The sequence below is a fragment of the Nonomuraea sp. NPDC048901 genome (assembly GCF_040649695.1).
GTDB lineage: Bacteria > Actinomycetota > Actinomycetes > Streptosporangiales > Streptosporangiaceae > Nonomuraea.
In genome coordinates this window covers 469096-483335 of record NZ_JBEZFW010000006.1, presented here as the reverse complement: position 1 = coordinate 483335, position 14240 = coordinate 469096, and the positions used below count along the sequence as shown (strand labels likewise).

Genomic DNA, 14240 nt, shown 5'->3' with positions numbered 1-14240 from the left:
CGGGTCATTCTGGCTGTTTCACGAGGCCTTGTCGGGCCGCTCCGAGATGCGGATGGCGTTGACGATCGTCATGCCCTGCCGCGTGGCGAAGCGGACGTTGAGCTGGCCGTCGGTGACCTTCACCGTGTACTGCCTGCTGACGGCCGTGTACGTGCCCGCCTCCAGCGCCAGGTCCAGCGCCGGGATCGCGAGCTGGCCCTCGACGAGGACGTCGAAGACCCGGCGGCCGATCTGCGTCGACTTGACGTCGGCGAAGTCCAGCTCGACGGTGTACGTCCCGGCCGGCACGTTGTCGAAGCGGTATTCCAGCATCCCTTCGCGGGCCGACTTGAACAGCGCCTGGTCGTCGGTGCCCTTGATGGCCTTGGACGAGGTGGTCGTACGGGTCGAGGTGGCGATATACCCGTAGCCGCCGGTGCTGTACTTCTTGTCGGCCGTCCACGCGTCACCGGCGGTGTCCGTCACGGCCTTGGTGCCGCCGGCCTCCAGAGCCACCTGGAGCTTGGGCACCACGACCGTCACCGTGACCTCGATGATCGGCTGCCGCCCGCTGGCCGACTTCACGATCAGCTTGCCCGAGCGGTACGTGCCCGGCTGGACGCCGGTGCTGGACACGCTGACCTTCAGCGTGACCGCCTGCCCCTTGGCCAGATCGCCCGCCGTCGGTGTGACGCCGATCCAGCTCTGCGCCGGGTCGGTGGTGACGGTGTACGCCGTGGGCGAGCCGAGGTTGGTCAGCTCCATCGTGCGGGTCCTGGCGGCGTTCGTGGGCATCACCACGGTCAGCTCGCTGACCGAGGGGCTGACCCGGCCGGTGACCAGCGCGGTGTCGATCCTGGTGACCGTCGTCGGCGCGATCGTGACGGTCTTGGTGAAGGTGCCGTAGTTCTCCTTCGACACCACCACCTCATAGTCACCGGCCAGGACCTGCCCGTAGAAGGCGCCGTCCTCGCCGGTGGTGTAGGTGGCCACGTCGCCCACCTTGACCGTCGCGCCCGCCAGCGGCTTGCCGTCGTTGGCGTCGGTGACGGTGCCGGTCACCAGGCCGTGCCTGCTCGCGATGAACGTCAGGCCCTGCCCGGTGGACAGCGCGGCCTCCTCGTTGGCGTACTGGAGCGCGTCGGTGCCCGTCGCGTTCTCGATGCCGATCGTGGCGCTGGTGCCCTTGTCGCGCTCGCTCTCGATGTCCTTGTAGCGGTAGCTCATCGTGCCGTCCTCGCCCAGCAGGGCGGCGAACGAGACGCGCTGATCGGTGGCCGAGTAGAACTTCGCGTTGCGCCACTCGATCACGAACTGGCGGTGCGGCGCCGTCCCCGTGACACCGGTGTAGACGCCGCTGTCGGCGTCCACCACCAGGTCGTCCCAGTACGGGTAGACGGCGTTGTTGGGCGTACCAGCGCTGGGCAGCTTGCCGTTGCTGCCGGTGACGACCTTGTCGGTGGCGAAGGTGGCGAACCCGTTGGTGCTGATCCACGCCTTGCTCTGCCCCACCCCGTAGAACGGGACCGGGAACGGCAGCGTCACCTGCTGCGCCTCGTCGTCGCCCGAGAGCGCGAGCTTGTCGGTGCCCGCGACGTACGGGGCGGCGGCGCTGCGGCAGGTGTAGCCGAAGTCGTCGCCGCGCAACGGCAGCTCGACGTCCTTGGTCACGTCCCCGGCCACCGTGACGGACGCCGTGGCGCTGCTGGCGCAGCGGGAGGCCGGAGTGATCGTGAGGTCGTAGGCGCCGTTCGGCAGCGACATCCGGTAACGGCCGGCGGCGTCGGTGACCGCGCTGACGGGCGTGCCGGCCGCCTCGACCTTGGCGCCCGGCTCCGGCGTGCCCGCCGTGGTGATCGTGCCGGTCACCACGCCCGTGGCCTTCTGGGTCATCACCACGTCGGCGGTGGTGCTCTGGTCGGCCGCGATCGTCGCCGTCGCGCTGCCCTTGTCGTAGCCGAACTTCTCCGTGGCGATCTGGTAGTCGCCCGGCAGCAGGCGCGGGACGGCGTACGTCCCGTCCGTACCGGTGACCACCGTACGGCTCAGCGGCCCGGACAGGGTGACCGTGGCACCGGACACCGGGCTGCCCGCGGCGGTGACCGTACCCTTGAGGTCGCCGAGACCCCCGCGCGGCGCGGCGGACACCGCGGCGAAGGCGTCCAGGCGGCCCTCGCCCCAGACGTTGTTGTCGGCGGCGGTGCCGCCGCAACTGGTGTCGTTGACGTCGATCGCGGTGCTGTCGAGCAGCGGCCGGGTGGCGGCCACGTCACCCTGGAGCCCCGGCGACGCCGACCAGATCAGCGCCACCGTCGCGGCCAGGTGCGGCGAGGCCATCGACGTGCCCGTGTAGCTGTCGTAGCCGTTGCCGGGCACCGACGAGCGGACGTCCACGGCGGGGGCGGCCAGGTTCGGCTTGATCTCGCCGTTCTCTCCCTCGCCCTTGCTGGAGCGGGCGTACAGGACGTTGTTGACGTCGAAGCCGCCCGCGCTGTAGCTGTTCACGTACTGGCCGGGCGAGCCGCTGGTCCGGCAGGCGGGCCCCTCGTTGCCGTTGGCGAAGGCCGGGAAGATGCCGGCGGCGACCCACGCGTCGACGATCTCCTTGTACCAGGGGTCGAAGCCCACGCCGCCCCAGGAGTTGTTGACGATGTCGGGGGCCAGGTCGGGGCGCGGGTTGGCGCCGTTCAGGTCGGTGGGGGCGAGCATCCACTGGCCGGCGGCGAGCAGCGAGGCGTCCGTGCAGGTGTTGACCTCACAGCCCTTGGCGGCGATCCACTTGGCGCCGGGCGCCACCCCGATGCCGTTGACGCCGACCATGGTGCCCATGACGTGCGTGCCGTGCCCGAGGTTGTCGCAGGGCGCCGCGCTCGGGCAGATGTGCGCCGGGTCGAACCAGTTGTAATTGTGGTCGACGGAGCCGTCAGGGCTCCGGCCGCGGTAGGCGGCGGCCAGCTCGGGGTGGTCGAACTGGGCGCCGGAGTCGATGGTGCCGACCACGATGCCCTCGCCGCGGTCGCCGAGCTCGTTCCAGACGCGCGGGGCGTTGACGCGGTCGATGTTCCACTCGACGGCGTTGACCTTCGCCTCGGCCTTGCCGGGCGCCGGCTTCGGCAGCGACACGGTCCGTACGGGGTCGATCCGGTCCACTTCCGGCAGGTTGGCGATCTCGGCCGCCAGCTTGGGGTCGGCGGTCACTCTGACGGCGTTGACGATCCAGTACGGGGTGTAGTCGGCCTTGTGGGAGTCCAGAAGCTTGCGCAGGGCCGCCTGCGAGCTGCCGGCCTTGGCGGTCTTGGCCTCGAAGACCTGCTCGGCCTTGTCGTCCTTGGTCGTGGCCCGGCGGGCGCCGCTGAGGTCGGCGGTGCCCTTCAGGCGTACCCAGAAGGTGGCCTTTCCGTCCGCTGCCAGGTCGGCCTGGACGGATTGATTGATCTTTCCCGGATCGGGCGCGGCTTGGGCCACGCCCTGGGGGAGGATGAGGGTGACAGCGGCGGCGACCGCGATCAAGATCGCACGCCAATGGGGGGTGGACGGCACACGCTCTCCTTCACGCCATGGAGTAGAGCTGATCTTTACGCCTATGGGGAGAAGAGTGAAGAGAACGTGTCAGCTTTGCAAGGGCCCGACCATAACAAGACACGACTTGTCATGAAATGTGATCTGGTAACTGCAGGGGACGGCCGCGCTGCCCGACCTCGTGCGTGCAACCGACGCGCACACAGCGGGTGCATCTTGACCACGCCTACGGAGACGGCGTCGGCGACCAGAGTCCGGCCGCGGTTCCGTCCTCGACATGCTTGCGATAGGTGAGGACCTTGCCATGGATGATCTCCAGGCTCGCCGTCAAGTCGGCGATCTTGTCCCGGACGGTTCTCTCATGCTCCTCCAAGAGCGCGAGCCGCTCCGGCTCGTTGCCCGGACCTGATCGAACCAGCCGGGCGAACCTCTTCACGCCGGCGATGGGCATGCCGGAGTCCCGCAGCCGGTTGCACAGCAGGAGCCACTCCACATCCTCCGGGTCATAGACCCGCTGCCCCCCGGCTGTGCGCGGGATCGGGCGGAGGAAGAGCTCCTCCCGTTCGAAGAACCGCAGCGCGTGCACACCCAGCCCGGTCGCCTTCGCGACGTCGCCGATGGAAAGCCCGTCTCCAGTTGCGTTCTTACTCATGCCGTTCCGCCTAGCTTGACCTAGATTGCAGTCTAGATTCTAACGTTCGAGGCATGGCAATCACGCAACACAAGATCGGTTCGGGATTCGACGCGCACAGCACCGCGAACGACGTTCTAGCCGGTATCCAGCTATCCGGCAAGAACGTCCTGGTCACCGGCGGTTACTCGGGACTCGGCCTGGAGGCCACAAGCGCGCTGGTCCGCGCCGGGGCACACGTCATCGTGCCCGCCCGCCGTCCTGCGGTGGCGAGGCAGGCGCTGTCCGGCGTCCCGCGAACGGAGGTGCACGAGCTCGACCTGTCGGACGCCGACAGCATCCGGACGTTCAGCCACCGGTTCCTGGAAACCGGCCGCACCCTCGACATCCTCATCAACAACGCGGGCGTCATGGCCTACCCGCACAGGCTCATCGCTTCCGGTTGGGAAGCGCACTTCGCCATCAACCACCTCGGTCACTTCGCTCTGGTCAACCGGCTGCGCCCGGCGCTGTCCCCCACCGGGGCACGAGTGGTGTCCGTGGCCTCGTCCGGGCACTTCCTGTCCGACATCCGCTGGGACGACCCGCACTTCCGCCACGGCTACGACCATTGGTCGGCCTACGGGCAGTCCAAGACGGCCAACGCCTTGTTCGCCGTCCACCTCGACACCCTCGGCGCGGCCAGTGGCGTGCATGCCTTCGCGGTGCACCCCGGCAGCATCCTCACTGAACTGCAACGGCGCATCCCCCAAGAAGAGCAGATCGCCCAGGGCTGGATCACCCGGGACGGCCGGCACGCCGACGGTTTCAAGACTCCAGCCCAGGGCGCGGCGACGGCCGTATGGGCGGCCACCTCGCCCCTGCTCGACGAGCACGGCGGCGCCTACTGCCAGGACTGCGACGTCGCAGAGCCCGCGATCACCGATGACATGCTCATCGGCGGTGTCAAGCCGTGGGCGGTCGATCCCGACTCCGCATCCCGGCTCTGGGCGCTCTCCAGCGAACTCACCGGGCTGGATCGCTTCTCCTGACTCGGGGGTGAGGTCACCACGCGCCCTGGCTGGATCGTCTAGACCTGGTTGGGGATCTGGTTGGGGATCGCCCCGCCGTAGCGCCTGTCGCGCTTGGCGAAGGTCTCGCACGCCTCCCAGAGATCGCGGCGGTCGAAGTCCGGCCAGAGCCGGTCGAGGAACACCATCTCGGCGTAGGCCGACTGCCACAGCAGGAAGTTGGAGAACCGCTGCTCCCCCGACGACCGTACGAACAGGTCGACCTCCGGGATCTCCGGCTCGTCCAGATAACGGGCGAAGACCTTCTCGTTGACCTTCGACGGCTTGACCCGGCCCGCCGCGATGTCATCGGCCAGCCGTAGCGCCGCCTCGACGATCTCCGCCTGGCCGCCGTAGTTGACGCAGAACTGCAACGTCAGCTTGCGGTTGTCCTTGGTCAGCTCCTCGGCGGTCTGCAGCTCGGAGATCACGCTCTTCCACAGGCGGCCCGGCTTGCCCGCCCAGCGCACCCGTACACCCATCGCGTGCAACTCGTCACGGCGGCGGCGGATGACGTCGCGGTTGAAGCCCATGAGGAAGCGGACCTCGTCGGGCGAGCGTTTCCAGTTCTCCGTGGAGAAGGCGTACGCGGAGAGGTAGGGAATGCCCAGCTCCAGGGCACCCTCAATAACGTCGAACAGCGACGCCTCGCCGGCCTTGTGCCCTTCGGTGCGCGGCAACCCGCGGGCCTTGGCCCAGCGGCCGTTGCCGTCCATGATGATGGCCACATGCTTGGGCACCAGGTCACGCGGAATCGGCGGCGGAACCGCGCCGGACGGATGCGGGGTCGGGGGTCGGACATTCACGCAGGCTCCCTTTCGACGTGTCGGAGAGAGCGTATTCCGTGCTCGAGGTGCCATTGGAGGTATGCGGCGACGAGGCCGCTGCACTCGCCGCGATGCCGTGACTGCGACGCGTCGGCCGTGGCCCAGTCGCCGCGCAGCAGCGCGGTCATGAGCCCGATCGTCTCCCCCGCGGGCACCACCGATCCGGACGGTTTGCACGCCCCGCACACCACGCCACCGGCCACGATGGCGAACGCCCTGATCGCCGGAGCCTGGCACCGGGCGCACGCGTCCAGCGCGGGGGCGTAGCCGGCGACCGCCAGGGAGCGCAGGAAATAGGCGTCGAGCACCAGCCTGGCCTCGTGCTCGCCGTCGGCCAGCGTACGCAGCCCGCCCACCAGCAGCAGGAACTGCCGCAGCGCCGGCTCCTTCTCGCCCTGCGTGAGCCGGTCGGCGGTCTCCAGCATCGCCGTGCCCGCGGTGTAGCGGGGATAGTCGATCGCCAGCGCCTCGCCGTAGGGCCTGATGGTCTCCGCCTGCGTGACGACGTCGAGCGTGCGGCCGGTGTGCAGCTGCAGGTCGACGTGGGTGAACGGCTCCAGCCTGGCCCCGAAGCGCGAGGTGGTGCGGCGCACGCCCTTGGCCACGGCGCGGACCTTGCCGGTGCGCTTGGCCAGGATGGTGACGATGCGATCGGCCTCACCGAGCTTCTGCGTGCGCAGAACCACGCCTTCGTCACGATAGAGACTCACTCGCCCATCCTATGGCGCGCCAAGGTCATGCTCGGGTGGAGTGGCTTCGCGAAGCCCGGGTGGAACGGTGGCGCGAAGCCCGGCTGGAACGGCTTCGCAGAGCGCGGATGGAGCGACTTTGCGCAACCCTCACTAGACTTTGACGTCCGTCCCCGCTCTACCCGTTGTTCAACCCCCCGCAACCGCCTCGAAAGGGAGTCATGACCCGCGTGGTCCTGCTGGGCTCTTCGCCCGGCCCCGACACCGCTCCGACCGGCCTGAGGCTGGCCGCGCTGCCTGGCAATCCCACCGTGGCCGAACGGCTGCGCAGCCAGATCCTCTCCCTGGATCCGCAGCCGGCCACGATCGAGCCCGGCGACGTGGCCTCCGCTCTGCGCGCGCTGGCCGACGTAGCCGAGTCCGCAACGGAGAACCTGTTCCTGATCCCGGACAACTCGATCGTCCACGACGAGCTGATCTACCAGATCACCAAGGCCAAGCGCGGCGCGCTGGCCCTCGTCGCCAAGGAGCCGCGCCCGGACGTGGTCGACCAGGCGCAAGAGGAGATCGTCCCGATCGACGAGGCGGAGCCCGAGATCGGGCTCAACAGGCTCGAAGGGCTGCCCGTCCGCGCACGCGCGGGCAAGTCCCGCATCATCTCCGTCGGCACCGCCAACCACGCCGTGACCAGGCCCAACACGGCGCTGCTCGGCCCCCTCCACGTGAGCGCGCGCAACGCTCCCATGCTGGCGGAGACCTGCCGCGAGCTCGCCGACATGGCCGGTTCGTTCGGCGCCGACGACGACCTGATCCAGCTGATCGTCTTCGGCCTGGTCCGCAAGGGCGTGTCCGTCGGCATCCGCGGCCGCCGCGACCTCTTCTACCGCCGGGTCACCACCCAGGAGGAGGTCAACGAGGCCGGCACCGAGATGTCCGGCATCGACGAGGACCGGGCCAGACTCAACAACGCGGTCAAGGGTGCGGATGGCTTCTTCACCACCTATTTTGTCTCCACCTACTCCCGCTTCATCGCCCGCTGGGCCGCCCGTCGCGGCCTGACGCCCAACCAGGTGACGCTGATCTCGATCACGCTCGGCGTGCTCGCCGCGGCCTGCTTCGCCACCGGCGCCCGGCCGTGGATGGTGGCGGGCGGCGTGCTGATCTACTTCGCCTTCGTCTTCGACTGCGTCGACGGCCAGGTCGCCCGCTACGCCCGTAAGTTCGGCGTGCTCGGCGCGTGGCTCGACGCCACCTTCGACCGCTTCAAGGAATACGTCGTCTTCGCCGGCCTGGCCATCGGCTGGGTCGTCTCGGGCAACGGCGATGACATCTGGATTCTCGCGCTGGCGGCGCTCGGCCTGCAGTCCACCCGCCACCTGCTCGACTTCTCCTTCGGTGTCTCCAACCGCCGCAAACCGCCCGCCCAGCTGCCCACGCTTCCCCTGGACGCCCCCGACGACCGCGCCCTGCGCAAGGCGCTGGAACGTCGTAAGGTGGAGCGCAGTCAGGGCATCCGCGGCGTGCTCAAGATGTGGACCCGCGCCGGGCGGTTCCGAGCGGTGCACTGGGCGCGTAAGATGATCGTCTTCCCCATCGGCGAGCGGTTCGCGGCCATCGCGATCACCGCCGCCCTCTTCGACGCCCGCATCACCTTCCTCACCCTGGTGATCTGGGGCTCCGTCGCCGCCGCCTACACCCTCACCGGACGCCTCATGAGGTCGCTCGCATGATCACCGCACCACTGGCCGCAGCTACCCCCACGCCGGATCCCGACGAGGAACGCCGCCGCATCCAGACCGCCCGCCTACTCGCCTACCGCGACGACGGCCCCCTCGTACACGCGCTGGCGGGCCGCATCGGCAAGGGCATCCCGCCGGTCCCGGCCACCTTCGTCGCCCTGCTGGCGGTGGTGGCCGTGACGGTCACCGGCGTACTGAAGCCGGGCCCGATCCTGCTCCTGCCGCCGCTGATCGTCCTCCTGCTGGTCCTCCCGACCGCGCCCCGCGACCACCTGGGCCGCCTCGACTGGCTTACCCCACCGCTGCTGCGCGGCGCCGAGTTCCTCACGATCATCGCGGTGGGGCTGGCGGCCGACGTACCGAAGTGGCTGCTGTTCGTGCTCGTGTACGTGGTGGGCTACCACACGTACGACACCGTCTACCGGACGCGGCAGAGCATCTGGCCGCCCGCCTGGGTCTTCCACGCGGGGCTCGGCTGGGAGCTACGCCTGCTGATCATCGGGGTCGGCGCGGCACTGGGCGTACTGACGCCGGTGCTGGCGGTACTGACGGCGTACCTGTTCGTACTGTTCGCGGTGGAGAGCGTGACCAGCTGGGTCCGCCTCGACAAGGCGTCCGCCCAGGCAGGCGCCGACGCCGAACAGGACCTGGAGGCCTCCCCGGAGGACGCCATGGAACAGGCCACCGGAGAGGCCGAGAAGGGCTGACTTCCCTCCCTGCCCTTGCACCACCCCTGTGTTTCATGCGGGGGTGGTGTTTTTCTTTCTGTACGAGCTACGTACGCCACGCAACTCAATGCCCCTCACCGAACTACGGGACGTCTTCTCCCGTATCGACGCGTTCAGCGAAGACCCCGAACAGGAACGTCCGGAGCTGTAGAAGGCCACGCAGGCGATCGTCAATGCCGGTTTCGCCGGGGTGCAGGTGCGCGTGCACGATGAGCAGGGCGAGTGGGTCGGCAGCGCCGGGGTACGCAAGCTGGGCCAGAGCGCCAAGCCGCCGAAGAACGGGTCGTTCTGGACGGGCAGCGTCATGAAGCCCTTCACCGCGACCCTGGTGCTGCAACTGGTGGCCGAGGGCAAGGTCGGGCTAGACGCTCCAGTGGCCGGCTACCTGCCTGAGCTCGGGCTGGACCTGCGGATCACGGTGCGGATGCTGCTGCAATACACCAGCGGGTTGTTCAACTACACCGGCGGGTACTACGACGACCGGACGGTCGTGCCGGGCGTCCCCGCCACCGGCAAGGAGTGGCTGGACAACCGGTTCCGCAGCTACCAACCGGAGGAGCTGGTACGGCAGGCGTTGTCCAAGCCGTCGCGGTTCGAGCCGGGGACGGACCAGAACTACGCCAACACCAACTACACGCTGGCCTTGCTGCTGTTCGAGAAGGTCACCGGCCGCTCCTACCCCGAGGAGATGCAGCGGCGGATCCTGCGGCCGCTCGGCATGCGGGACACCGTGGTCCCGGGCAATCGGACCGAGCTGCCCGGGCCGCACGCCCACGGCTACTACCGGTATGAGGAGGCCGGCCAGCACAAGGTGGTCGACATCTCGCGCCAGAACCTCTCCCTGCTGGCCGGCGCCGGCGACCCGATCTCGATCACTCAGGATCTGGCCACGTTCTTCTCCGCGCTGAACAGCGGCAAGCTCCTGCCGGCCCAGCTGCTGGCCGAGATGCGCAAGCCGCACGCGAAGATGGGCTACGGCCTCGGGCTGTTCGTGCAGGACCTGGGCCCGGGCTGCGGCACCGTCTACCAGCACAACGGCAGCCCCCCGCACGGCTATGGGGCGCTGATGTACAGCTCACCTGACGGCAAGAAGACCTGGCCGCCTCGGTGACCTGGGTGGACGAGGTCACCAGGGGCCCGGCAAAGGACTTCCAGAAGCTGGTGGACGGGCTCGTCAAGGAGGTGTTCTGCGGCGGGCATACCGCGAACTGACGAGGCATACCGTGCGGTCGAGGCACACAATCCCTCGCGGAGAAAATCACGTTCACCATTCTTTTAGAGCGAATGTGTCGCCAAATTCTCCAACGACGTGTTAACTAGGGAATAAGTCCCTATTTGCGCCCTCATGACAGGAGGTCAAGATCATGGGCCTCGGAGTAGATTACACGTTGGTGGAGTCGCTCGCCAGAAGCCGCCAGGAGCTTACATGCCTCGAGGAGGAATGGCTAGACGAGCTGACCGAACCGGGGTACAGAAAGTGCCAGGAAATGCCTGGGTAGAGCGCTCGATACCACTCCTAGAGGCTGATCAACGGGCGATGACAGCCCTAGCCGGCCTCGAGATGGAGCCGGAATTTGCCGATCTCGGCCGAGGAAGCGACCCGACGGCGTGGTCTTGCCGATTGCTCACCCTGAGTGATACTGGGCCGCCCATGGCCACGGGGACGGGCAAGGGAAGGGGCGCGGAAGCACGCGTAGGGGCGTTGTACGAGGCCCTAGAGCATTACCTGACGGGCCCGGCCCTGTTCGACGCCACGGCAGTGACGCAGGCGGACTGCTTGGAGATCGCGCGCGGGCCCCTGAGCAGCGATCTCGCTGTCGCCCTGCTCGCGAGAAGACCGACTCAGCGCCTGGCATGCCACTCGTACCGCTCGCTCACCGAAGAGCGAGCAGTACTGGTACCGGTCTTTCTCTCCGCTCCCTGGTACGTCGAGTCCCACGCGGGCCACCTGCGCGAGAAAGCCTCGGACACCTGTGATTATGGCGAATTGATGCGCTACAGCTGCAACAGCGGCTCGGCCATCGGCGTTACCGCCGCCGAGGCGCTTCTGCACGCTCTCAATGAGGTGATCGAACGCGACGCCTTCTCCCTGCTACTCGCGAGGTCATTCCTGGGCGAGGGCGCCACCCGGCTCACTGTGATCGACCCGGCCACCCTGCCAAGCGGGCTGGCGCGCGCGTTCACGGCTTGTGAGCGGCTTACCAACTCACAAGTCCACCTTCTGGACATCACCACGAACCTCGGCGTGCCTACCATGCTGGCCTACAGCCCTCCCACAGCCGGCCGTCCACACCGGCGCGGCGTTGGCACCTCTCTCAGCTCCACCCATGCCGCCTGGCGCGCTCTCACCGAGTTCCTCCAGATCAGCTTGGGCGAAGAATCGTCCCCGCCATCCCGTTCGCCGCATGCTCACCTGACCGGTCTCGTCGCCTATCCGGCGCTCTTCGCCTGCGGACGGTTCGACCTCACAGATCACCTGCGCACAGCCTGGACAATGCCCTTCATCCCCACCGGATCCGCCTCAGGACCTCCACATGTCCAACTACAAGAGGTGATCGCCACCCTGACTTCGCACCGCTACCCGCTGTACCACCGCACGGTGGCCATCCTTCCTGGAGAGATCACCGCCGTACACGCCATCGTGCCCGGGCTGGAACGGTTCATGATTGTCACTGAGGGTAACCTCGTCATCCCCGGCCCTCGCGGACGAGCAGCCGCCCGGGAGTCGCAGAACCTGACGGTCGCACGCAGAGATCCCGCACAGCCGCAGCACTAAATCTAACATCGCTTTGATTGAGCCGAATTTCTTTTCTGTCGATTAGCCGGGCGTTGCAGCTCCTTTAGTTACACCCGGCCCCCTCCAGGCGCATCATGGGTACATGGGACGAAAAGAGAAGCTCACGCCAAAATCATCAGCGATGCTGGGAGCCTGCCTTATACTCCTGGGCCTGATCCTCCTGTGGGCGACGAAAAAGTGGCAGCAACCGGCTCTCGATATTCCGACATTCCTGTCCACGGCGATCGGCGTGGTGATGCTCACTGACGGAGGATTGCGAAAGCTGTCGCACTGGCGGCGTGCACGTCGGTCTCCAGCCGATCCCACGCCCGATGACGTCCGGGAGGCCAAGGAAATCCTCGCTCGCCAGATCACCGAGCAGTGGAAGGACGCGATGCGACTGCTGCTGCTGGACGACCCCAGACTCATTCCGGTTCCCTGGCGATCCACCCAACGGGAGGAGTTGCAGGACCATCCCAGTCTGATCGCCGAGGATGCCGGCGCCCTCACCAATCGTGGGGACCGCATCGCGATGCTGGCTGATGCATTCCGCAAACTGCGGTGCAAGCGCCTGGTGATCCTTGGCGATCAAGGCGCCGGCAAGACGACGCTCGCTTTGCAACTGCTTGCAGAACTGATGGGAACGCGTGGGCCTGAGGGTCCCGTCCCGGTTCTGCTGCCTGCCGCAGGCTGGACCGTTGAGGCTGATAATTGGGGCAGTGAGAATGAAGAGGACAAGTACGTACCACTGCAGGTCTGGCTCGCCGACTATCTCGAGATGGAGTATCCCGCGCTGCGCGCCCAAGGGCTCGCGCCGAACCTTCCGCAGGCGCTCGCGTCGCACGGCGATGTGCTGCCTGTCTTGGATGCGCTGGACGAGGCACCCAACGAAGCCACGATGCTCAAGGCGCTGAGATCGTGGCTGGACGACCCCGATCATCAGCTGATCGTTACGTGTCGTACCAAGGAGTTCGTCGAAGCTGCCAAGTCAGCTGGGGATGTTCTCGCCTCGGCGACCGTCATCGAGCCGGATCCTCTACCCCCCGGAGCAGTCGCCGACTACCTGGAGGAGTCGTTCTACCTGGAGGAGCCGCATCCGCCGCAGCCTCCTGCCCCCTGGCGTGACATCCTGGCGGAGCTGAGGGAAGGTAGGGCTCCTGCGCTCGCGGAGATCACCTCGAAGCCCCTGGGGCTTTGGCTTGTTCGCGAAGTCTACGTCTCCGGCCCGAAGGACGCCAAGGAACTTCAGCGCCTCGGTGAGATGGCAGATCCACAGCCGCTCCGTGACCACCTGTGTGACGAGCTCATCCCCGCTCTGATCAACTTGCATCCGCACAACGGCGATACGGGACAGCCCTTCCGCCCGCTCCATACCCTCGAAGCCGGACAGGTCCGCGATTGGCTCGCTTACCTGTCCCGTCATACTTCGAAGGACAGCAGCCCTCACGATGTGGCGTGGTGGCAGATGGCCTGCAACCCGCACTCCCTGCTGATCCCATGGGGAGTCGCCGCCCTGTGCGGCCTCGTGGTGGGATTGACGCTCGGCCTCCTGCAAGACCCCGCGCTCGGGACGACGGTCGGCGTCGCCTCCGGCGTTTTGTTGGGGTTCAAAATCAGGTCGTGGTTCAAGGAGCAGCCCGGCTACGCGAACTTCCATATCCAGAACAGGCTTCCCTACCTCATGGGCACCATGGGAGACGCTCTGTGCGTGGTGCTTGTGGGTGCCATGGTCGGCTGGCTGCAGACCAAAGGAGAGCTGAAAGGCACGATCACCCTCGCGCTAGTGTGCGGGCTCGGATATGAGTTCACGGTGGGTCTAATGCGTTGGGTCGAGCAGGCCACCGAAAACAGCACTGCGAGGTCACCCAGCTCAACGTGGAAGGATGACATGCACCTGACGCTCATCCGGATCGCCAGCGGCCTCGTGATCGGCCTTGTCGCAAGCTACATCGGGTGGCGACATGGCATGATTATTCCGACCGCCGTCGTGGGAGGGACACTGGTGGGCCTGATCTTCGGGCTCATCCTGGGAAGCCACCACGCGTGGCTGGCGTACCATCTGACGATTCCCCGACTGGCCACAAGAAGGTGGCTGCCGCTGCGCACCATGAGCTTCCTTGAGGACGCCCACCGGGTGGGCCTCTTGCGCATAGAAGGACCATACTACCAGTTCCGCGACACCTTGCTCCAAGAGCACCTCGCGGAGCATCACCAGCTCGAGCGACCTTGCTCATGCCATCCTCGCACCCGAAAGCGCGAAGATCACAACTGATTACCGAAATCACCACGCTCAACAGGTCGAG

General features: G+C 67.2%; 11 protein-coding genes. 7 read left to right on the top strand and 4 right to left on the bottom strand.

Annotation, left to right across the window (positions count from 1 at the left end; translation table 11 throughout):
- Positions 1-18: 18 nt before the first annotated feature.
- Both AB0C30_RS23515 and AB0C30_RS23510 read right to left on the bottom strand, forming a co-directional pair.
- On the bottom strand, positions 19-3519 hold the full coding sequence (locus AB0C30_RS23515) for a S8 family serine peptidase (RefSeq protein WP_357947540.1): 3501 nt from the start codon (positions 3517-3519) through the stop codon (positions 19-21).
- Positions 3520-3724: 205 nt separating this feature from the next.
- Entirely contained in the window at positions 3725-4150 is a 426-nt protein-coding gene (locus AB0C30_RS23510) for a MerR family transcriptional regulator (RefSeq protein ID WP_357947537.1), read from the bottom strand.
- Between the two features lie 53 nt (positions 4151-4203).
- Between AB0C30_RS23510 and AB0C30_RS23505 the strand changes: the two genes are divergently transcribed.
- Positions 4204-5160 carry an SDR family NAD(P)-dependent oxidoreductase gene (locus tag AB0C30_RS23505; protein ID WP_357947534.1) on the top strand — a complete coding sequence of 319 codons (957 nt, stop codon included), beginning with the start codon at positions 4204-4206 and terminating at the stop codon, positions 5158-5160.
- A 38-nt stretch (positions 5161-5198) separates the two neighbouring features.
- Here AB0C30_RS23505 and AB0C30_RS23500 read toward each other — a convergent pair whose 3' ends face one another.
- Together AB0C30_RS23500 and recO are read right to left on the bottom strand one after the other, a co-directional pair.
- Positions 5199-5984: an isoprenyl transferase gene (locus AB0C30_RS23500; protein ID WP_357947531.1), complete on the bottom strand. Its 786-nt coding sequence runs from the start codon at positions 5982-5984 to the stop codon at positions 5199-5201.
- Entirely contained in the window at positions 5981-6715 is a 735-nt protein-coding gene (gene recO / locus AB0C30_RS23495) for a DNA repair protein RecO (protein ID WP_357947528.1), read from the bottom strand. The genes AB0C30_RS23500 and recO overlap by 4 nt, the downstream gene beginning before the upstream one ends.
- 200 nt (positions 6716-6915) lie before the next feature.
- On the opposite strand from recO, the gene AB0C30_RS23490 reads away from it, so the two are divergent.
- The 6 genes from AB0C30_RS23490 to AB0C30_RS23465 all read left to right on the top strand — a co-directional run bounded on the left by AB0C30_RS23490 (position 6916) and on the right by AB0C30_RS23465 (position 14209).
- On the top strand, positions 6916-8424 hold the full coding sequence (locus AB0C30_RS23490) for a CDP-alcohol phosphatidyltransferase family protein (RefSeq protein ID WP_357947525.1): 1509 nt from the start codon (positions 6916-6918) through the stop codon (positions 8422-8424).
- Positions 8421-9140 carry a DUF5941 domain-containing protein gene (locus AB0C30_RS23485; RefSeq protein WP_357947522.1) on the top strand — a complete coding sequence of 240 codons (720 nt, stop codon included), beginning with the start codon at positions 8421-8423 and terminating at the stop codon, positions 9138-9140. The genes AB0C30_RS23490 and AB0C30_RS23485 overlap by 4 nt, the downstream gene beginning before the upstream one ends.
- A 43-nt stretch (positions 9141-9183) precedes the next feature.
- Positions 9184-9312 carry a hypothetical protein gene (locus tag AB0C30_RS23480; protein ID WP_357947519.1) on the top strand — a complete coding sequence of 43 codons (129 nt, stop codon included), beginning with the start codon at positions 9184-9186 and terminating at the stop codon, positions 9310-9312.
- Positions 9313-9363: 51 nt separating this feature from the next.
- Complete coding sequence (locus AB0C30_RS23475; protein WP_357947516.1) at positions 9364-10272, top strand: serine hydrolase domain-containing protein; 909 nt, start codon at positions 9364-9366, stop codon at positions 10270-10272.
- A 540-nt stretch (positions 10273-10812) separates the two neighbouring features.
- Positions 10813-11937: a YcaO-like family protein gene (locus tag AB0C30_RS23470; protein WP_357947513.1), complete on the top strand. Its 1125-nt coding sequence runs from the start codon at positions 10813-10815 to the stop codon at positions 11935-11937.
- Positions 11938-12040: 103 nt separating this feature from the next.
- Positions 12041-14209, top strand: a complete 2169-nt coding sequence (locus AB0C30_RS23465) for a hypothetical protein (protein ID WP_357947510.1) — start codon at positions 12041-12043, stop codon at positions 14207-14209.
- The last annotated feature ends 31 nt before the right edge of the window (positions 14210-14240 follow it).